Origin of the sequence: Viridibacillus arvi (assembly GCF_001274945.1) — a bacterium.
GTDB lineage: Bacteria > Bacillota > Bacilli > Bacillales_A > Planococcaceae > Viridibacillus > Viridibacillus arvi.
In genome coordinates this window covers 666,334-686,742 of record NZ_LILB01000001.1, presented here as the reverse complement: position 1 = coordinate 686,742, position 20,409 = coordinate 666,334, and the positions used below count along the sequence as shown (strand labels likewise).

21 protein-coding genes are annotated in these 20,409 nt (G+C 34.2%); 14 read left to right on the top strand and 7 right to left on the bottom strand.

The window, feature by feature from the left end; translation table 11 throughout:
* Positions 1-190: 190 nt before the first annotated feature.
* Positions 191-1,894, top strand: coding sequence for a methyl-accepting chemotaxis protein (locus AMD00_RS03265; RefSeq protein WP_245639429.1), 1,704 nt, complete (start codon positions 191-193; stop codon positions 1,892-1,894).
* A gap of 63 nt (positions 1,895-1,957) precedes the next feature.
* Positions 1,958-2,374 carry a hypothetical protein gene (locus AMD00_RS03260; protein ID WP_053415644.1) on the top strand — a complete coding sequence of 139 codons (417 nt, stop codon included), beginning with the start codon at positions 1,958-1,960 and terminating at the stop codon, positions 2,372-2,374.
* A gap of 32 nt (positions 2,375-2,406) precedes the next feature.
* Here the strand turns inward: AMD00_RS03260 and AMD00_RS03255 are convergent, their stop codons facing one another.
* Entirely contained in the window at positions 2,407-2,628 is a 222-nt protein-coding gene (locus AMD00_RS03255; protein WP_053415643.1) for a hypothetical protein, read from the bottom strand.
* 129 nt (positions 2,629-2,757) lie between these two features.
* On the opposite strand from AMD00_RS03255, the gene AMD00_RS03250 reads away from it, so the two are divergent.
* The 10 genes from AMD00_RS03250 to AMD00_RS03195 all read left to right on the top strand — a co-directional run bounded on the left by AMD00_RS03250 (position 2,758) and on the right by AMD00_RS03195 (position 12,754).
* Entirely contained in the window at positions 2,758-3,576 is an 819-nt protein-coding gene (locus AMD00_RS03250) for a Cof-type HAD-IIB family hydrolase (protein WP_053415642.1), read from the top strand.
* Between the two features lie 104 nt (positions 3,577-3,680).
* Positions 3,681-3,914, top strand: a complete 234-nt coding sequence (locus tag AMD00_RS03245) for a hypothetical protein (RefSeq protein WP_053415641.1) — start codon at positions 3,681-3,683, stop codon at positions 3,912-3,914.
* Positions 3,915-4,035: 121 nt separating this feature from the next.
* A complete protein-coding gene (locus tag AMD00_RS03240; protein WP_053415640.1) occupies positions 4,036-4,842 on the top strand; it encodes a nucleoside/nucleotide kinase family protein in 807 nt (268 codons plus the stop codon).
* 236 nt (positions 4,843-5,078) lie between these two features.
* Positions 5,079-5,267, top strand: a complete 189-nt coding sequence (locus tag AMD00_RS03230) for a hypothetical protein (protein ID WP_169786302.1) — start codon at positions 5,079-5,081, stop codon at positions 5,265-5,267.
* Positions 5,268-7,030: 1,763 nt separating this feature from the next.
* A complete protein-coding gene (gene metK / locus AMD00_RS03220) occupies positions 7,031-8,221 on the top strand; it encodes a methionine adenosyltransferase (protein ID WP_053415636.1) in 1,191 nt (396 codons plus the stop codon).
* On the top strand, positions 8,218-9,717 hold the full coding sequence (locus AMD00_RS03215; protein ID WP_245639428.1) for an aminotransferase class I/II-fold pyridoxal phosphate-dependent enzyme: 1,500 nt from the start codon (positions 8,218-8,220) through the stop codon (positions 9,715-9,717). Before metK ends, AMD00_RS03215 begins: the two co-directional genes overlap by 4 nt.
* Entirely contained in the window at positions 9,718-10,149 is a 432-nt protein-coding gene (speD, locus tag AMD00_RS03210; RefSeq protein WP_179078254.1) for an adenosylmethionine decarboxylase, read from the top strand.
* On the top strand, positions 10,149-11,003 hold the full coding sequence (gene speE / locus AMD00_RS03205; RefSeq protein WP_053415635.1) for a polyamine aminopropyltransferase: 855 nt from the start codon (positions 10,149-10,151) through the stop codon (positions 11,001-11,003). Before speD ends, speE begins: the two co-directional genes overlap by 1 nt.
* The gene (gene speB, locus AMD00_RS03200) at positions 10,993-11,853 is read left to right on the top strand and encodes an agmatinase (protein ID WP_245639427.1); all 861 of its coding nucleotides are present in this window, start codon (positions 10,993-10,995) and stop codon (positions 11,851-11,853) included. The genes speE and speB overlap by 11 nt, the downstream gene beginning before the upstream one ends.
* Positions 11,854-12,235: 382 nt before the next feature.
* Positions 12,236-12,754: a GNAT family N-acetyltransferase gene (locus AMD00_RS03195; protein WP_053415634.1), complete on the top strand. Its 519-nt coding sequence runs from the start codon at positions 12,236-12,238 to the stop codon at positions 12,752-12,754.
* Positions 12,755-12,906: 152 nt separating this feature from the next.
* On the opposite strand, the gene AMD00_RS03190 is transcribed toward AMD00_RS03195, so the two are convergent.
* The 4 genes from AMD00_RS03190 to AMD00_RS03175 are packed head-to-tail and all read right to left on the bottom strand — an operon-like array spanning position 12,907 to position 15,069.
* Positions 12,907-13,512: an ABC-2 transporter permease gene (locus tag AMD00_RS03190; protein WP_053415633.1), complete on the bottom strand. Its 606-nt coding sequence runs from the start codon at positions 13,510-13,512 to the stop codon at positions 12,907-12,909.
* Positions 13,505-14,371, bottom strand: coding sequence for an ABC transporter ATP-binding protein (locus AMD00_RS03185; protein ID WP_053415632.1), 867 nt, complete (start codon positions 14,369-14,371; stop codon positions 13,505-13,507). Before AMD00_RS03185 ends, AMD00_RS03190 begins: the two co-directional genes overlap by 8 nt.
* A 5-nt stretch (positions 14,372-14,376) precedes the next feature.
* Positions 14,377-14,748: a GntR family transcriptional regulator gene (locus tag AMD00_RS03180; RefSeq protein ID WP_038183445.1), complete on the bottom strand. Its 372-nt coding sequence runs from the start codon at positions 14,746-14,748 to the stop codon at positions 14,377-14,379.
* 15 nt (positions 14,749-14,763) lie between these two features.
* Positions 14,764-15,069 carry a YfzA family protein gene (locus tag AMD00_RS03175; RefSeq protein WP_053415631.1) on the bottom strand — a complete coding sequence of 102 codons (306 nt, stop codon included), beginning with the start codon at positions 15,067-15,069 and terminating at the stop codon, positions 14,764-14,766.
* A gap of 424 nt (positions 15,070-15,493) precedes the next feature.
* Between AMD00_RS03175 and AMD00_RS03170 the strand changes: the two genes are divergently transcribed.
* Positions 15,494-16,255: a GNAT family N-acetyltransferase gene (locus AMD00_RS03170; protein WP_211258602.1), complete on the top strand. Its 762-nt coding sequence runs from the start codon at positions 15,494-15,496 to the stop codon at positions 16,253-16,255.
* Between the two features lie 194 nt (positions 16,256-16,449).
* Here AMD00_RS03170 and AMD00_RS03165 read toward each other — a convergent pair whose 3' ends face one another.
* A complete protein-coding gene (locus tag AMD00_RS03165; RefSeq protein ID WP_053415630.1) occupies positions 16,450-17,247 on the bottom strand; it encodes an enoyl-CoA hydratase/isomerase family protein in 798 nt (265 codons plus the stop codon).
* 209 nt (positions 17,248-17,456) lie between these two features.
* Complete coding sequence (locus tag AMD00_RS03160) at positions 17,457-18,653, bottom strand: multidrug effflux MFS transporter (RefSeq protein ID WP_053415629.1); 1,197 nt, start codon at positions 18,651-18,653, stop codon at positions 17,457-17,459.
* Positions 18,654-18,843: 190 nt separating this feature from the next.
* On the opposite strand from AMD00_RS03160, the gene AMD00_RS03155 reads away from it, so the two are divergent.
* Positions 18,844-20,187 carry a sodium-dependent transporter gene (locus tag AMD00_RS03155; RefSeq protein WP_053415628.1) on the top strand — a complete coding sequence of 448 codons (1,344 nt, stop codon included), beginning with the start codon at positions 18,844-18,846 and terminating at the stop codon, positions 20,185-20,187.
* Positions 20,188-20,409: the final 222 nt, after the last annotated feature.

Genomic DNA, 20,409 nt, shown 5'->3' with positions numbered 1-20,409 from the left:
GAGTTTAAGAGATAGGTGTTTTTTTATTGTCAAAATTATTTAAAAAACCTACTATGATTTAATGCCTGTTTACTATAGTATATATAATTATCTAATAATTAGTATTTTTATGAAGTTAATTAAGACCTTTATCATGCATAAAGCTCTAAACAATAAAATTGAATAACATGACATGACAGGAGAGGTTTTTTTGAACAAACTAAAGCATATTAAAATAGGTATGAAATTCAATGTGTTACAAGTTTTTGTTATTTTGTTTTTATGCATTCTGATCACTGTAGTAGCAAAATGGGAGATTGAGAAGTCCCTAATGGAAACGTTTGAAGACCGAGCAATTGAGGCATCTACTTTAGGAGAGACTATAGTAAATGACCGATTTACAGGCGATTGGACTATTAAAGGTGGAGAACTATATAAAGGAGAGCATAATTTTACGAATGATACGACTTTAGTCGATGAAATAGGAAAAACATTGAGTGGTGCGGTTACGATATTCAATGGAGATACACGTATTGCCACAAATGTACAAGTAGACGGACAACGTTCTATAGGTACAAAGGCATCTGACACTGTTGTTGATCAGGTTCTCAAGAAAGGTAGTACCTATGTAGGGGTTGCTGATGTAGTTGGTGAAAAATATGTAACAGTTTATCAACCGATTAAAGACACCTCTGGTAAAGTGATTGGTATGTGGTTTATAGGTGAACCTATTACTAAGATTAATGAAATCACTCAGAGTTTAGTGCTGAAAATAGTATTGGCATTGTTAGTTGGAGGTACAATTGCGATTCTTGGTAGTATTTTATTAACACGAGCTCTTGTGAGACCTATAAAACAAATTAATCGCCAGTTAAAAGAAATCGCAGAAGGTGAAGGCGATCTTACACAAGAACTGATTGTAAAGACGGAAGATGAAACAGGTGAATTAGCACATTCCTTTAATCAAATGCTTGGAAGTTTGCGTAAAATGATGAAGCAAGTAGCCGATTCTTCAGTACATGTTGCAGCAGCTTCTGAGGAATTAACAGCCAATGCTGAACAAACAACTGAAGCAACGAGTCAAATTGCACAATCGATTCATAATATTGCAGAGGGTGCTGAAATGCAAGAAAACGGGTCCCAAAATAGTTTCAAGTCAATTGAGACTGTTCGTTCTAATCTACAAAAAGTTGTGGACCAATCTACTACAGTTACACTAGTAGCGAAAGAAACAAGTCTAGAAGCATTAAATGGTAATGATACTTTAAGGAAAGTAATTCATCAAATGAATGTCATAAATAACGCTACTTCAAATGCTAGTCAATCTATCGACGAATTGGGCAAGCAATCAAATGAAATAGGTAATATTGTAGCTGTTATTACAGCAATCTCTGAACAAACAAATTTATTAGCTTTGAATGCTGCAATTGAAGCGGCTCGAGCGGGTGAGCATGGGAAGGGCTTTGCTGTAGTTGCAGATGAGGTAAGAAAATTAGCCGAACAGTCCAAAGTATCGGCATCTCAAATTACTGAGTTAATTTTACAAACACAAAAAGGAACTGAAAAGGCTGTAAAAGCAATTGAACTTGGTACTAAGGAAACAGCTTCTGGTATGCTAGTTGTCGAGGAAACAAAACAAGGCTTTGAGAAAATCCTGCAATCGGTGGATCAAGTAACAGAGAGAATTGAAGAAGTAAATTTAATTGCGAAGAATATGTATAACGCAGTTAATGATGTATATTCATCAGTAGAAGATAATTTGAACATAGCAAAAAACTCATCAAGTACAACGCAATTAGTTGCCTCTGCATCAGAGGAACAACTTGCTACAATGGAAGAAATCACATCATCAGCTGAAACGATGTCTAAAATGGCAGAAGAACTACAACTTTTAGTGAGTCAATTTAAGTATTAGTTTTCTTTACCCTCTACTTTTAGTAGAGGGTTTTATTGTAATATGGAGGGAGGGGGAAGTAAATTGACAAATGGAATTTTCATTAGCATTAAACCGCCATATTGCAAACTGATAAAATCAAGAGAAAAAGTCAATGAGTTTCGATCAAAGATCCCGAAGCAACCAATTAAATATTTCTGGGTTTATGAGTCTGCACCTAGTTCATCATTGAAATATTGTGCCATAGTCGGTACACCGGTTCATTTTCCGGATAAAGTAGAAGAGGTTGGTAACGGTGATCTATCATTTAATGAGGGTAATTCAAAATATACATATGCCTATCCCATTTTAAAATTATATGAGTTAACAGAGGCTATTCCACTAAATATATTAAAAGAAATGTACCAATTTTCACCACCTCAAGGCTTTGCGTATTGTGCAAGATATCCAGAATTAGATCCTTATTTGAAGAATCATGCACAATGGCGAGAGGTTTTTTAAAATGAAATTAAAAAGCTAGCATACGCTAGCTTTTACTCATTTTCAACTTCCCTAGTTTTTGCCTTTAATCTGAATGCCTTTATTAAAAAAAAGACAAAAGTGATACATGCAATCATAAGTATTAAGAATACAATAGCAAGGGGATAAGATTTATTGGCGTATTTACCCAAAGCTTGATTGCCGAATAGTATTATTAATACGACGACAATGGTAATACAAAATGGATTTAACATATATGGAACAATTTTAGACATGATATAATGGAGCTCCTTTAACTAATCAATCATATGACTCAATATTATCATACTGAAGGTTGTTCTAATATTGAAACCTATATAATTCAATTCATTATTACTAGCAAAAATGGAATAGAGGGAAAAGAAATGAGTATTCAATTAATAGCTTTAGATATGGATGGAACTACTTTAACGCCATCATTACAGTTAACAGAAAGAACGATTGAAGCAATTAAAAACACAGTTGAACGCAATGTAAAAGTTGCTATTTGTACAGGAAGAACGCTTGATGAATTACAGGATGTCTTTATGGATTTACCTTTTGTTAAATATGCAATCACCGGGAATGGCTCAGCAGTATGGAATTTGGCTAAGCAACAAAAAATATACGAAGATATATTAACGTTTGAACAAACGCTGGAAATTATGCAATTGCTTAAGCCAATAGATTTACGTATAGAAGCATTTGCGGATGGTAAAGCCTATATAAGTCAACATTGTTATGATCGACCTATAGAATACGGCGCAGGGGACTTTGCGGATTTTATAATCAAAACGCGTACTCCTGTGCCGAATATTCATGATTATTTAATTGAACGAAATCTACCAATCGACAAATTTAATCTATTTTTTAAAAATGTTGAGGAACGTGCTGCAATGTGGGATCAACTAGAGGAGCTTGGATACAACATTACAACATCGTTTCTGCAAAATGTTGAAGTGAATTCAAGTACTGCAAATAAGGGCAATGCATTAAGGGAATTAAGTAATTCATTGAATGTGACATTTGATAACGTAATGGCTATTGGAGATGCCATGAATGATTTGACGATGTTAAAATTTGCTGGTTTGCCAATTGCAATGGGCAATGCAGTTCCTGCTGTTAAAGAAATAGCTCAACATATTACAGATACAAACAGCAATGAAGGTGTTGCTAAAGCGATAGAGAAATTTATATTGAAATAACGATAAGCACTCAATGTAATAAATTGAGTGCTTATTTGTTTATCTAGAATCAGAAATTATATTTTAGTATAATAATAAAAAAAGTGTATTTTAAGGAGAATAATATGAAACTAACGTTATACATATTGATGGGGATTATCACCAGTTTAATCGCCTTTTTAGCGCTCGGAAATATAGCTATAATAATCGGTTTTGGTATTATAATTGGTGTTTTGATTAGAGGTTTAATTGTTCTTAATGAAGTGAACAATAGACTGAAGAGACATGATTTTAAGTTAGATAAAGAAAAAACAGCAAAAGAGAAATATATCGAGGAAAGAGATTGGGATGTTCAGTAATTTTTATCACAACATCCTCGTATTAATTGCTAATATGCTAAAATAAATGGTTTAAAGAAATGTAAATAGAGCCAATATAAATCAAGTATTAGAAATGAATTTATTTCATTGGAGGTGTAGTATGGAGATATTTTCACTTAGTGGGCCAAGTGGAACGGGGAAAAGCTCTATTGCGCTTGAGTTTGCGCATACACATCAAATCGAAGCTATTATCGATGATGGACTACTTATCGTGAACGGTGAAAAGGTAGCAGGGATATCTGCGAAATTTGAGAAGTCTCCTTTTAAAGCTGTGAAACGTGCGATATTCATGGATGAAGAGCATTTAAAAGACGTTCAAGAAGCGATAGATCAACATCAACCGCAGAAATTACTGCTTATTGGTACTTCCGATAAAATGACAGTGCAAATTGCTATGAGACTTGAACGTGGGAGTATAGCTCATTTTTATTATATAAGTAATTTACGTTCCTCAGGTGAGATGAAGCTTGCGCAGTTTATACGTAAAACAGAAGGTAAGCATATTATGCCAATTCCATTGAAGCAGGTAGAACAAAATTTCTTTAAACGCTTTATTCAAAAGGGTGTCGAGATTTTCACACCAAAGCGTGAAAAAATAGGGGAAACCACGATAGTTCAACCAGATTTTCATGATGAAACAATCACTATTCAAAAAAGAGCGTTTACTGATATAGTGAAAATCACTTGCGAGCTCAATTCTTATATTGAAAAGTCCAGCAAAATTCACTATCAGCAATTACCTTTGCCATCTGTAGATATTACAGTAGCTTTGAAAGGTCCAATAGATTACTCTATACCAGATGCTATGATGGCTTTGCAAAAAGATATCGTAAAACAATTCGATACTCATTTTGACTTGGAACTAGCAGAAATACGAATAACGGTTAATCAGATACAAATGATTTGAGGTTAAAAAATGAATTATAAAATATTTGAAATTTTAAGTAGATTTATTTTGGTTGTTATATTTTCGATGATTTCTATTTCAGCACTAAGTATATGGTTAAAGACTATTTTTATCATTGTATTATTGCTGATTAGTTTCAAAATAGGTAATGTTTTGGAAAAAAACAAGAACAAAGACTACATAATGACTATACATTTTTAAATGGGTTGGAAACGGGTGAACTCGTTAGAATTCAATTGAAGAATGGTAGTCAAATAGGTCCTGCAGTATTTTTGATGAATCATTATAAATTGGGGAGTGTATCAGTTACACTTGCACCTTATTATAATGATCCAGATCGCTTTCATGAATTAGGTAAAACGAAAGAAGTTAAACTTCGGAAAATAGATTCAATTGAATTTATAGATTGGGAACTAGCTGAGTGAAAGCTACTGAAATTAAAAGAGATGATTATGAATGCAGTGTTACCAAATAGAATTAAGGTGAGTATGTTGATTATGAATATTATTAAATACATTTTGTTGAATGCTATTTGGATGCCCACTTTCATATTTTTTATGTTAATGAAACAGGAATATGGACTTTCTTTACGGTCAATCCTCATAGGCTGTTTTTGCTTAATTGTCTTTATGATTGCAATGATACAAGGAGCCAAGATCAAACCTTTGATATTGTTGTGTTTCATTTTACCCTTAGTAGTTGTATGTATAGAGCAACTCATGATAGCATTAGGAATACAGAAGGAAACAATCTTCTTTAGCAAAGTTTTTATTTAGCGTTTTAGATGCCTTTCTAGAAAAAATTATTACGTTCATTAATAAGGTAATCGTAAAAATCTAATTAACTAAATACATAGGTGAGGATTAATAAGAATGGTTTACAAATTATTTAGTATTATAGGCACTTTACTAGTCGCAAGTTTAGTATTTGCAGTAATTGATGCCTCAATAAGCATATGGTTGAAAATAATTTCCATTATCTTGATAGCTTTATGCTATATATGGCTTTATATTAAAGTGGAAATGATGCGGTCCAATCGTAAACAAGACTAGTAATTAATATTGCTATTACGGATGTTATCCAAAGAAAAAATTATATATGGAATAAACTAAGAAACACATTTTAAGATGATTATGTCTTAAAATGTGTTTTTTTATCGATAAGACGGAGAGCATTTTAAGGATTAAATAATGTTGGCTAAGTTGATATACTCGAAGACTTAGTATAGAAAAAAGACAAATTGAGATTTACTTAGTTAAGGAGAAAATCAAGTTTGTATTTATATTGTAACCTTGTTTTTCACTTGAATTTAGATGGCTTGTTGTATCTTTATAAAGAGTAAAAGGTAGAAGAAATTCCGATTGTTTCACCTGGAAATTTAGCAATTATAAAATTGTTGAAAAATAAATATAGAAAAAATTGTAATTCTTAATTGATTTAAATATCAGAATAACTATGTAAATTTAAAATTTTATTGTAAACAGTATTATTGTATTTATTTAAACACAGAAAATATAACTCACTTTTTTTATTGGTAATTTAACCTTATTACAAGTGCTCTTTTTAGCTAAATAGTTAATAAATAAAATAGATTCAGCAGTGTTTATTTGAACCGAAAAATCGATTTTATATATAAAATTATTCTTTATTTACTTATTGAGTTATATAAATTGAATAAAAGTTCAAGTATGTATCTTTACCTAGAGGTTTACTAGGTTTTATGGAGATGAATTACTATTTTTTCACTACGAAATTGATTTACATAAAAATAGTGAATTGATTATGTACTTGTAAAGGCTGATTAAATTGATTGGCACTCTTTAATGTTTTGTGAAATTTAGAGATTCAGAGAAATCCCTTAAAACTTTTTTGGGCTATTTAAAGAAGATTCTTTTTTCACTAAAAAATCTAAAAAAAATAAATTGACATGATTATTAAAATCTATTAACATTAGCACCATCATAAATAAAGTCATCTTATTAATAGCCGTTGAGACGAGGGGTCGAAGATACGGTGGCAAACCAATTTGGTTCAGAGTGAATCAGATCATGGGTGCCCAACCTGAGCGCAAAGTTTAACTTTGTGAACGATAAGAGGATAAGCAGCTGATATTAATCGAAGCTTTCCTTTGGTTGGAGGAGAGCTTTTTTTATGCCTAAAAAATGAATTTATTTTACAGGAGTGGTTAATGTTGGTTGAAAAAATTGTATTTACTTCCGAATCTGTTTCAGAAGGGCATCCAGATAAAATTGCAGATCAGATATCTGACGCAGTATTGGATGCAGCGCTTGAGCAAGATCCATTTTCTAGAGTGGCGTGTGAAGTGTTTGACACTACAAACACAGTAATTGTAGGCGGTGAAATTACGACTACAGCCAAATTAGATATTGAGAAAATCGCGCGAGATACATTGATCGAAATTGGTTACATTGATGAACGTCTAGGAATCAACGGGCATACTTGTGATGTACAAGTATTAATTCACAGTCAATCACCTGATATTGCAATGGGTATCGATTCTTCAAGTGATACTCAAGCAATTGGAGCTGGAGACCAAGGAATTATGTTCGGATATGCAACGGATGAAACGAAAAACTTGATGCCATTACCAATCGAAATGGCACATACCCTAGTAAAAAAAGCATCTCAACTAAGAAAAAGTGGAGCTTTTAAATGGGCACGCCCAGATATGAAATCTCAAGTAACAATCGATTATACAAATCCAAGTACACCAATAATTGATACGGTGTTGATGTCAATTCAACATGATGAAGATTTTGATAAAGAATTATTTGAAGATTTTGTAATTGAGAATGTAATTAAAAAGACTGCTAGAGAGTTCGGCTTAAATCAAACATTTCGTATATTAATTAACCCAACAGGGCGCTTCGTTGTTGGTGGACCACATGGTGACGCGGGACTTACGGGACGTAAAATTATTGTAGACACATATGGAGGAGCTGCACGACATGGTGGCGGCGCATTTTCTGGGAAAGATTCTACGAAAGTCGATCGTTCTGCGGCTTATGCTGCAAGATATGTAGCAAAAAATATTGTTGCTGCTGAGCTAGCGAAAAAATGTGAAATTCAATTGTCGTATGCAATTGGTGTAAGCGAACCAATTAGTATTGCTGTTGAAACGTTTGGAACTGAAAAAGTGTCACAAGAGGAGTTACTTCGTGCAATTCGAAAAACTTTCGATTTAACACCAGCAGGCATTATTAACATGTTGGATTTACGTAAACCGCAATATAAACAGGTTGCAGCTTATGGACATTTCGGTAGAAGTGACCTAGATATACCTTGGGAAAGAACTGATAAAGTGAACGAACTGAAACAACTTGTATCCAGCTTTGAATTTGCTGGAGTTGGTCAATGATGAACGACATGCAAGTGCTTGCTACCGAAAGAAAAACATTTGAAGAGCAGGACAAAATGCCGTTATTTGAGGCATTAATCCAGTATGCTCAGCAAGATGTTACACCATTTGATGTACCAGGTCATAAAATGGGTGCACAAATTAATCCTTTGAAAATAGCACTTGGGGAAATGACTATGCGCATGGATGTTAATTCCATGAAAGAACTGGATTTATTAAGTCATCCTCAAAGTGTTATTAAAGAAGCGCAGCAATTGGCTGCAGAAGCTTTCGGGGCGGATCATTCTTATTTTTTAGTAAACGGTACCACAATAGGAATACTGGCGATGATTATGGCAACATGTAAGCCTGGTGATACTTTGTTGGTACCGCGAAATGGTCATAGATCGGTGATGGATGGACTTATCATAAGTGGGGCAAAACCTGTATTTATACAGCCTGAAGTCGACCATCATTTTGGGATTACACATGGCATTTCTGTTGAGAATGTGAAAAACGCACTGCATGAACATCCAGAAGCAAAGGCTCTGTTGATGACCTATCCAACATACTTTGGTTCTATGAGTGATTTGCAAGAAATCTGCCGTATCGCCCATGAGCGTGATGTTACGGTTATAGTCGATGGCGCACATGGGGCCCATTTAAGGTTCATGTCTGATGACATCATAGACCCAATTGCTGCTGGGGCAGATGCCGTTACAATAAGTATGCATAAGACGGGTGGATCATTGACACAAAGCTCTTTGCTACTTCTTAAAAATGACAAAATTGCACCAGAGCACATACAAAAAGTATTGAACATGCTGCAAACAACGAGTGCAAACTACTTACTAATGAGTTCGTTAGATGTGGCTAGAAGAGAACTGTCTTTATATGGTGAAGAGCGATTTGCTGATTTGAAGCCAATTATAGATGAAGCAGTGAGAGAAATTGAAACTGGCTCACGTTATGAAGTGTTAACAACACAATATGTACAAACACATTTTAATCAATCGTACGACTGGACAAAATTAGTAATACGGGTCAATGATCTTGGATTAACTGGATTTGAGATGTATTCAATTTTAAAAGAAAAGTACGGGATTCAAATGGAGTTAGCGGAAGGTTATGTAGTGATGGCGGTCATTACAAGTGCAGATACTAAGTATTCAATTGACAAATTAGTTTTTGCTTTAAAGGACATTGAAAAGAGAATAGGAAAGAATACGACGATTCGATCAACTTATGTAACAGCCAATAAAGCGAATGAACTGGTCTTAAGTCCACGTGAAGCATTTTATGCAGAACATGAATCAATCGCCATTGAAGATGCAGTAGGTCGGATAAGTGCAGACTCGTTGATGATCTATCCTCCAGGTATTCCCCTTGTTATTCCAGGAGAACTGATATCTCAAGATGTTCTCCAGCAATACGATTATTATTGTCAGACTTTAGGGAACGTTCTGATAGAAGCAAAAGAAGCAAATCATATAACTGTAATCAAGGAGGAAGCGTAAATGGGTATAGAATTATCAACTTTAGGAAGACATGTTTTAATTGAGTTTTACGGTTGTCCAAGTGAGGTAATTGAAAATAATGCATTGATAGAAAGATTTATGAACGAGGCGGCGGACTACTCAGGAGCAACTATTGTTGAATCTGTTTTCCATCACTTTAATCCGTATGGAGTTTCAGGAGCGGTTATTATTGAAGAGTCACATTTGACAATTCATACATGGCCGGAATATGGATTTGCTTCTGTAGATGTATATACTTGTGGCGATTCAGTAAATCCATGGAAAGCAGCTGACTACTTATCTGAAAAACTGCATGCTACAAAGACGGAATCTTTTGAAATTCCGCGTGGTATGGCAGATAAAATCCGCCAATTCGCAGAACAAGAAATTGATCAAATTAAAGTGAAAATAGAATTAGAAGGTGTGAAATAATGGCTTGGTATACTGAACAATGGAGCAATGAATGTAAATTTTCAATTGCTTACGACAAAGAACTATATAGTGAAAAAACTCCATTTCAACAAATTGATTTTTACAAAGGCGAAGAATTCGGTACATTCTTTACTTTGGATGGCTTAATGATGGTTAATGAGAAAGACGAATTCGTATACCATGACATGATTGTACATCCAGCATTTGCAACAAATCCTTCAATTAAAAAAGTACTAATTATTGGTGGGGGAGATGGCGGAACAGCGCGTGAAGTGTTACGTTACCCAACAGTTGAAGAAGTAGTAATGGTGGAAATTGATGAGCGTGTTTTCCGCTTATGTCAAGAATTCTTACCAGTAACTGCAAACGGTGTTGAAGAAGATAGCCGTATGAAATTGCTTTTTGATGACGGTTTGGCATATGTGAAAAATGCACCTGATCAATCCTTTGACTTAATTCTTGTTGACTCTACTGATCCAATTTCAGTTGGTGAAGGATTATTTACGACAGAATTTTATAAAGAATGCTATCGCGTTTTAAATGAAGATGGTATTTTAATAAACCAACATGAATCACCTTACTTTGCGGAATATGCTGCTAATATGAAAAAAGCACATAGAAAGATTAAGGACATATTCCCAATAACTCATGTTTATCAATACCATATGCCAACATATCCTTCAGGTCATTGGCTATTTGGTTTTGCATCTAAAACCTTTGATCCACTGAAAGACTTAAATGTTGAAGCTTGGGAAAAGTTTGGATTGAAAACTAAATACTATAATACGAATTTACATGCTGGAGCATTTGGTTTACCGAGCTACGTAAAGGAGGCTCTACAGCGTGGGGAATAAAGCTTTAAACATGAACACTTTTATAGGTTGTGAGAAAACTTATAATGAAGCAGAAACGGTATTGTTTGGTGTCCCTTTTGATGGCACAACAAGTTTTCGACCAGGTACACGTTTTGCTATGCAAGCGATTAGAAATGACTCGTTTGGATTAGAAAGCTATTCACCTTATTTAGATAAAGATCTTGAGGATGCTGCAATTTTTGATGGTGGCGATTTGGATTTGCCATTTGGCAATACTTCTAAAGTGTTAGATCAAATTTTTGACTACTGCCAAGAAGTTTTGAAAGATGGCAAGAAGTTTTTAATGGTAGGGGGAGAGCATCTCGTTAGTTTGCCTACTATTAAAGCAGCATACGAAAAATATCCAGATTTGCACTTAATCCATATCGATGCTCACACTGATTTACGTGAGGATTATTTAGGTGAAAAATTGTCTCATGCTTCTGTAATTAGACGTTGTCATGAATTCCTTGGAGACGGTAGAATTTTTCAATTTGGTATTCGTTCTGGTCTAAAAGAAGAGTTTGAATGGGCAAAAGAGCATACTTATATGGAACGTTTTTCTCTAGACACACTAAAAGAGAAAATAGCTGAACTACAAGATGTTCCGGTCTATATTACAATTGACTTAGACGTCCTTGACCCAGGTGTTTTCCCTGGAACAGGCACTCCAGAACCAGGCGGAATTACGTATCGTGAATTATTAGAAGCAATCAATCAATTTCAATCACTTAAGCAAATTGTGGCAGCGGATGTGGTAGAACTATCACCACCATACGATCCATCTGGAGCTTCTACCGCTATGGCGTGCAAAACAATTAGAGAACTATTATTGACGCTGGATAAATAGAATGCTCGTATTGTTAATGAGAAATGTATTTTAATGTTTTGATTCACAGCTTTGTGAGTTGAATTTTGAAAATACTATTTAAATAGAAAGAATCCATTTTGATGTAGTTCAAAATGGATTTTTTTTGTTGACCAAAGAAAAATATTGAGAGAAGAAATAAATCAAATATTACAATTTAAGATAAAGAATAGCAAGAGAGTGTAAAGAGTTTTTTATGAATTTTTTGGATGTCACATAATAATTCTGTGTTTTAGTAATAATTAGAAAACTATGATATTCTAATCTATAAGATTTATTATCTTGATTTTTTGGGAATAATTTTTCTAGTGGTAGAGAGATGTTCAGCTTTAAGAGAAAATGTATATTTTAAGAGGTGAATATAATGGAATGGATTTTACAGTCTGATCGACTTGGATTTAGGAAGATAACTAAAGAGGATTTTAATAATTTATGCGTTTTTCTACAAGATATAGAAGTAATGTACGCATGGGACCACGCATTTTCAGATGAAGAAGTGAGCGAGTGGATAGATAAAAATTTAAATCGATATGAACAAGATAGCTTTAGTTATTTTGCGGCAATTGAAAAAGAAACTGGGAAGTTCATAGGTGTAATCGGACCTATGATAGATTCTATTGAGGGTGTTTCTTATATTGAGATTGCCTATATTCTTGATAAAGCATTTTGGGGCAAGGGATATGCTATTGAAGGTGCGGAGGCTTGTATGAAATATGCCTTTAATGAATTAAAGGCCGAAAAAGTTATTGCTCAAATTAGGCCAGATAATTTAGCTTCATGTAAAGTTGCTGAAAAAATTGGTATGAAAATTGAGGGAGAATTTATGAAACATTATCTTGGTAGAGACATTCTTCACTTAATTTATAGTCGATCAAAAACATGATTTTTAGAACTACCTTTAATTCAACTGTTCTTTTGAGGTATCGTTTAACTCCTATATTCTAAAAGATTGATAAAAATCACCTCTTTAGTTTTTTAAGAGGTGATTTTTAATTGAAAATTTACGTTAAAATTATTTAAATTAAATGTACCTACTTAGAACGCTTTTCGTTGGTATATAACGGTCGTAGTCCCCCAAGAAATAAAATAGAGTAACATAATAACAAGTGTCCCTCCTATATATAAAACCGGGACGGATAAACCATTAATAAAATCAGTTATTGCTGTTAAATGTTCAGCTAAAAACAATACAATAGCCGGTCCTATAGCTGCTAAAAGGAGAAAGCTAATCATTACAACTGTTGAAATATAGCCTGGTTTAAATATATGAAATAATGGAAAGGTAAACGCGGCAAATAATAAGAATAAGCTGCTGCCAATCGCAATATCAATTATCGTAAATGGTTTATTGAAAGCAAATAATGCTAGACTTGTAACACCAATTGCTAAAACCATATAAACAATAGCACCAAGATAGCGTGATGCGATAATTTCAGTACGTGTATAAGGTAAGGAATTTAATAATATGTTTGTCTCTACTTTTTCATCGTAAGCATAAGTGTTAAAGGGAATAAAAATACTGGCAATGAGAAAAGTCAAAGCTGGATGTGAGTCCATAATAATAAAGAATAAGATAAAAGGAATAAATAATAATAATTGCCTTTTCTGTAGTATGACATCACGCCTGATTAAATTAAACATGATGTATACCACCTTTCAAGTAATACATAATATCTTCCAGAGAGGGGCGTTCAATGATAACTGTGTTTCCGAAAGTATTTTTCACTTCTTTAATATTATCAGTTAATGCTTCAAACCCCGTTGATGAACGATGAATATGAACAAAGTCCTTTTCAGTGTCTCTATCCAGGAGATCCATTCCGCCTTTAACGAGTGCATAGTTTTCAGCTAAGTCGTGAATGGACTGATTAAATACTAATTCCCCATTTTGCATAAAAGCTATATAATCTGCGATACGATCTAAATCTGTTGTAATATGCGTAGAGAAGAAGATGGTACGATTACCTTCAATCATTAATTCCTGTAAAAGATCCAATAGCTCTCGTCTAAAAATGGGGTCTAAGCCTGCTGTTGGTTCGTCCATGATAATCAGCTCTGCATGATGTGAAAGTGCTATCGCTAATGAAGCTTTCATTTGCATCCCTTTTGAGAAAGTTTTTATCGCTTTATTAAGCGGTAATTTGAATTGTTCAACATATTGATAAAATAAAGTATCATCCCATTGTTTGTAAGCTGGTGCAACTATACGTTTTATATCTTTTAAGTTCAGCCCTTCAAAAAATATATTGCCATCGTATACAAAGCCAATTCTTTCTTTTATCGTCTTCTCATGCTTCTTGTAGTCCAACCCGAAAAGCTTAACTTCTCCGGCGTCTGGCTTTAATAGATTCATCATCATCTTTATCGTTGTCGACTTACCGGCACCATTTTCTCCAATGAATCCCGTTACAAAACCTTGCTTCACTTGTAAATTAATATTTTTAACGGAAAATTCTTCGAAATTCTTCGTAACATTTTTTAATTCAACCACATTTCCCATTCTTTTCACTCCTCATATAAAATCTTCAATAATTGCTTCAACTCATCAAGTGACAGGCCAATTTCTCTGCTATTAGTTATGACCGCACTCAGTTGCTCTTCAATGACCTTTAGCTTCTTCTCTCTTATAACCTCTAAATTTTGCTCTGCGACAAAAGAACCTTTCCCGACAATGGAATAAATAAAGCCTGCCTTCTCCAATTCCTCATAGGCACGTTTTGTCGTTATAACACTGATTTGTAAATCCTTTGCGAGGTTACGCATGGAGGGGATTGCTGAACCTTCCTGTAGTTCACCTGCTAAAATAGACGACTTAATTTGATTCGTAATTTGTTCATAAATAGGCTCCTTCGAACTGTTGGAAATAATAATTTGCATGCTAATACCTCTTCTTTATTTTTTTGAAAACATACTTGAAATAATGTCATGTACTGCTTGAATTAGTATAGCAATAACGTGAATTGTCATGAACAAATTAAAAAATGGAAAGGAGTAAGGGGCAATCCATTTAGTAAAGAGCTTCAAGTCCAAAATCCATCTTGCTATCCTGGCAAATAAGTTACCACTATCGTTTATGTTTGGCTCCAGGAAAGTACCATCAACGGCGATAAAGATCAATTGAACAATTAAAAATATAGCAATGGTGATCATCCAGCGTTTTGCCAGATAAATTTTATGAGTTTTTTCTACACCTATCATATGAACACTCACATCCCTGTATAATGTATATATACTATATTCACATTATATACACGCAGGAATCGTCTTGCAACCATTTTATTCGAAAAGAAAGAAAATTAAAATAAACTTTAAAAACATAGTCCACCTGAATTTTATAAAAGAAGCCTCTATATTGAAAAAGATTAATCTAAAAGGAGCTACTTCTTTTGTTTTAGTGTTTACTTTTTTTAATTCAGTTAAAGAGCAGTTTAGTTTAATGAGATTTAATCGTTTTTTGTTGTGTAGCATTTATTTTTTAAATATATGGATGGCTTAGTGCTTTAATCTAAGGGAGCTCTTTTTCTTATTGAACTAACGATGAAGTTTAGTGGAAGAAGAAAATAATAAAGGAAAAATAATAAAACAAATAGAAATAGTTTAATAGTGAAAAGGGGTGACTACTTTGGAAGATTTACAAATGGTTGAGCTAGATACCGAAATTCTCGAAGGAATGGGGAGTTATTGTCTTAGAAGTAAAAAGAAATCACTTGGATACATAAACAAAAATAAGTGGCTAAACGAAAGTTTCGAGAAAGGTTTAAAGTATATTCAATTATTAGAAAATAAAAAACAAGTAGGTTTTATTGAATATACTGACGCTGAGTTTTCCTCTAGGGTTGTCCACGCTAATAATTATTTGGTAATCCATTGCCTATGGGTAAGTGAAACTGGAAAAGGATACGGAACTAAACTGATTAATAAATGTCTTCAAGATGCAGAAAACCAGACTAAACTTGGTGTAGTAGTAGTTACAAATCCTGAAACTTCTTGGACACCAAGTAAGGATATCTTTTTAAAGAATCAGTTTAAATTGGTCGATACGGCACCTTTTAATTTTGAACTACTTGTTTATCAGTTTGAAAATAGCACCTTACTCCCTTATTTTCCTACTAATTGGGATGAAAGAATTAATAAATTCGAAAACCTTACTATACTACGCTCTTTTCAATGTCCTTACGTAGAAGTCGCAACTGAAAATATAATTGTGGGTGCAAATGAATTGGGGTTAGATGCTAAAATAATTGATTTAAAAAGTAGAGAAGAACTAATGGAGTTATCCCCAACACCTTATGGAATATTTTCGGTCGTTTTCAAGGGGAAACTTATCTCATTTCACAGATTAACCGTTCATTCGGTAATGAAACGGTTGAAAGAGCTTATGTAAATATGAGACGTGAAGGGTTGTACCTAAACTATTTAAAATTACATAATAAATAAAAAGCCATCGTTTTGATCAATTATTGTTCAAAACGATGGCTTTTTGTATTTAGATAAATATGCGTTACAACTCGCTTTTTTTCAACCTATGATCTAAGGTAACCGTTATTTTTCTATGAGAAATGACCCGATAAGAGGGTGTTATTGCAGTTTACGTGCAAAAACAGGTGGACGTTTCTCTACAAATGCTCGAACTCCCTCTGGGAAATCAGTTGCATCAACAAATGGTGTTGATCCCTGCCATAAAACAGGTGCTGAATCGACGCATTCCTGTACAGATTGCTTAACAGCAAGTAATGAAGCAGGAGACATCGAACCAACTAATTTACCCATACGAATTGCGTATCGGTCTAAGTCCTTTTCAGTAATTAAGTAGTTTAACATACCGACGCGAAATGCTTCATCAGCTTTTAACATACGTCCTGTAAATACTAAATCTTTTGTCATACTGGGTCCGATTAAGTTGACAAGACGTTGGGCAAATTTGTTGTTTAATGTAATCCCTAATTTGCCAACAGGTATGCCAAGTTTAGCCTTATCTGAACCGATACGAATATCGCAGGCAAGTGCTAATTCGAGTCCGGCACCCATTGCTGGTCCATTGATTACAGCGATTGTTGGAATAGGAAGGCGTTCGATTGTTGAGATTGTTTTTTCCATATGAATAAATGCTTCCTCTGCTTTTTCAAGAGAAATCGAATTAAATTCTTTTATATCAGAGCCTGCAGTGAATTGTTCACCATGACCACGAATAATAAGTACTTTATTTTTGGGATTTTCTAATGTTTGTAGTGCGATTTTACGCAGTTGATCCCACATATTCGCTGTTAAAGCGTTTTTTGCTTGTGGGCGGTGAATGGTAATAATCGCAATACCAGCTGTTTCTTGATATACGATTTTTGCATCCTCTGCTTCAAGTCTTGTTGTTATAACCTTCATTATTATCCCCCTAAATCAATGCTTTCTCCTATTATAGTACAGATTATGTCTGTTGTAGTCAAAGAGTCTGCAATTGAATGGAAATACTAATAATTTGCGAAAAAAATATGGATTATAGCAGAATTTTTGTTGTATTGGAGATTATATTGATAGATTACTTAATAAAAAAACCATCCTATTTGGAGGGCATCAAATAGGACGGTTGATGATTATTTTTTTGGTATTGATAAAAAGGCGATGATAGCAAATAGTGTGCTAGATAATATGATGATGCCCATTGGCCAAGCGTTCATTTCGCCTGCAATTCCTACTAATGGAGAAACCATGGCACCTCCGATAAATGGCAATAATCCAAGGAGTGCTGAGGCACTGCCGGCATTATTACCTTGCTTTTGCATACTCAGTGAGAAGGCGGTTGTTGAAACAATACCTACTGTCGATACGATGATAAATAATGCTATAAGTATGAAAACAAGAGGTAATTTAAATGTAATGACAGATACTAATAGTAGACTTCCTACAAAAGCGATTAATATTCCAGATAAAAGTAATTTAATCTCTGCTACTTTTTCTGATAATTTTCCGGTCATTTGAGAAGCAATGATAATACCGATACCGTTAAGTCCAAAAAACATTGAAAAAACTTGCGGAGATAGTCCATAAATTTTTTGCAAAACAAATGGAGAACCTGCTATGTAAGCGAACATGGCTGTCATAATGAAAGCTTGAGTTAGTGCTAAACAAATGAATGAGCGATCTTTCACTAAGCCACCAAACGTTTTGACTGTCGCAAAAACACCACCTGTAGCTCTTCGTTCCACTGGCAATGTTTCAGGTAAGATAAAGATAACGCTTATAAGCATTAAAATCCCGATAATAGCTAATACGATAAAGACGATTGGCCACGGAGCAAATTTTAATAGCATCCCTCCAAAAATTGGAGCCAAAATTGGTGCAGCACCATTAACTAAAGCAAGTAATGCTACAAATTTCGTTAAATCTTTCCCGTCATACATATCTCTTGCAGAAGCTCTAGCGATAACAATACCTGCAGCTCCTGAGAAACCTTGTACGAAGCGAAGACCGATTAGCATCCAAATACTACTACTGAAAGCACAAAGTAATGAAGCAACAGAATACATAATTAATGTAAAAAGTAATGGTTTTCTACGTCCCTTTATATCACTTAAAGGTCCGAAAATCAGTTGACCAAAGGCAAGACCTAATAAGCAAGCGGTTAAGCTTAATTGTGCAAATGATGTAGTTGTCCCTAAATCGGTTGCTACTGTAGGTAAAGAGGGTAAATACATGTCCATTGAGAGTGGACCAAATGCTGTTAATGAACCTAAAATGAGAACAATCCACGTTTTAGAAATCGTGCGCTCATTTAATGTTGTTTTTTCCATATTACATCTCCTTCTAAAATATATCGCAAATACTAGTCTACATGAGAAGTATGAATAGTGTCTAACATGTTTTAACAAAGAATAAACTGTCTTAAAAATTAAGTATTTTCATGATAGAATAGAGAGTGATTATTTATGTCTCTTCAATTGTTAGAATTGTTGAGCTGAGCAGAGTATAGGAGGATTATCTTTGGATTCAAAAAGAGGACAGTGGTCGACAAAAATTGGTTTTATATTATCGTCGGCTGGAGCGGCAATTGGGCTAGGAGCCATTTGGAAGATGCCATATGTAACAGGACAAAGTGGAGGGGGAGCCTTCTTTTTATTATTTGTCATCTTTACATTACTTATTGGTTTACCAATGTTAATTTCAGAATTCATCATTGGTCGCGGAACGGGTGCAGAAGCGATCTCAGCATATAAAAAACTAGCACCAAAAAGTGTATGGGTATGGATTGGTCGACTTGGAGTAGCAGGATGCTTCTTATTACTATCTTTTTATAGTGTAGTAGGGGGCTGGATATTAATATATAGTGGCAAGGCTGTTGTCGGAAATGTTATTCAAAGTGGAACAGCGCCAGATCAATTGTTTGGCATGATAACAGGAACACCTTGGATCACATTAGTCGGACTAGCGCTTTTCACACTGATCAATGTGCTCATCATTTCACTAGGTGTACAAAATGGTATTGAAAAAGCAAATAAATATATGATGCCTTTATTATTTGTCTTCTTCTTCATACTTGTTATTCGAGCATTATCACTCGAAGGAGCAATGGAAGGGGTAAAATTCTTCTTAGCGCCAGATTTTTCTAAGATTACAGGTAAGGCCGTGTTATATGCGCTCGGACAGTCGTTCTTCGCTTTAGCGGTTGGTTTTTCTTGTATGGTAACGTATAGTTCGTATTTGAAAAAAGATGAGAGTTTGCCAAATTCAGCAGGGTCTGTCGTACTAATGAATATTTTTGTATCATTACTTGCAGGACTTGCGATTTTCCCGGTCGTTTTTGCATTTGGTTTTGAACCAGCAGAAGGACCTGGCTTATTGTTTATGGTGTTGCCTTCAGTATTTAGTCAAATGCCATTTGGTGAACTATTCTTAGCGATATTTTTATTACTGTTTTTATTCGCGACACTTACTTCATCATTTAGTTTATATGAAATTATCGTAGCAGCTTTAGTAGAGAAGTGGCCGAATGCTAGAAGAAATATTGCATTTGCTTTAGGGGTTGTCGTATTTATAGCAGCTATTCCAGCCGCATTATCATCTAGCAGCTTGAGTGATTTTGCGATATTCGACAAGAGTATTTTCAATGCGACAGATTATCTAGTTAGTAATATTATGCTGCCATTAGGTAACTTACTAATCGCTATTTTCATCATTCATAAAGTAAAGAAATCATTTGTGAAAGAAGAGTTTATGCAAGGTGGTAAGTTATCTCCTGTGTATTATAATACGTGGAAATTTTTAATGACATGGTTAGTACCAATCGTTATTACCATCGTTTTTGTCTATTCTATAATTCAATATTAACTGTATTAGAAAACCTAAGCCAAGGAAATTTGGCTTAGGTTTTTTTATGAATAATTTTGTGTTAACCTAAAATAAAAAATAGGTTTACAAAAAGAAGTAAAAGTTTTAATATCATAATTGTGTACGATAATCACCATCAAATAGTATTCTCTTGATGTCGTTCACGACTCATCAAAGCGCTTTGAAATTATTCACATAGTCGACGATGTGAGAATTGTACAT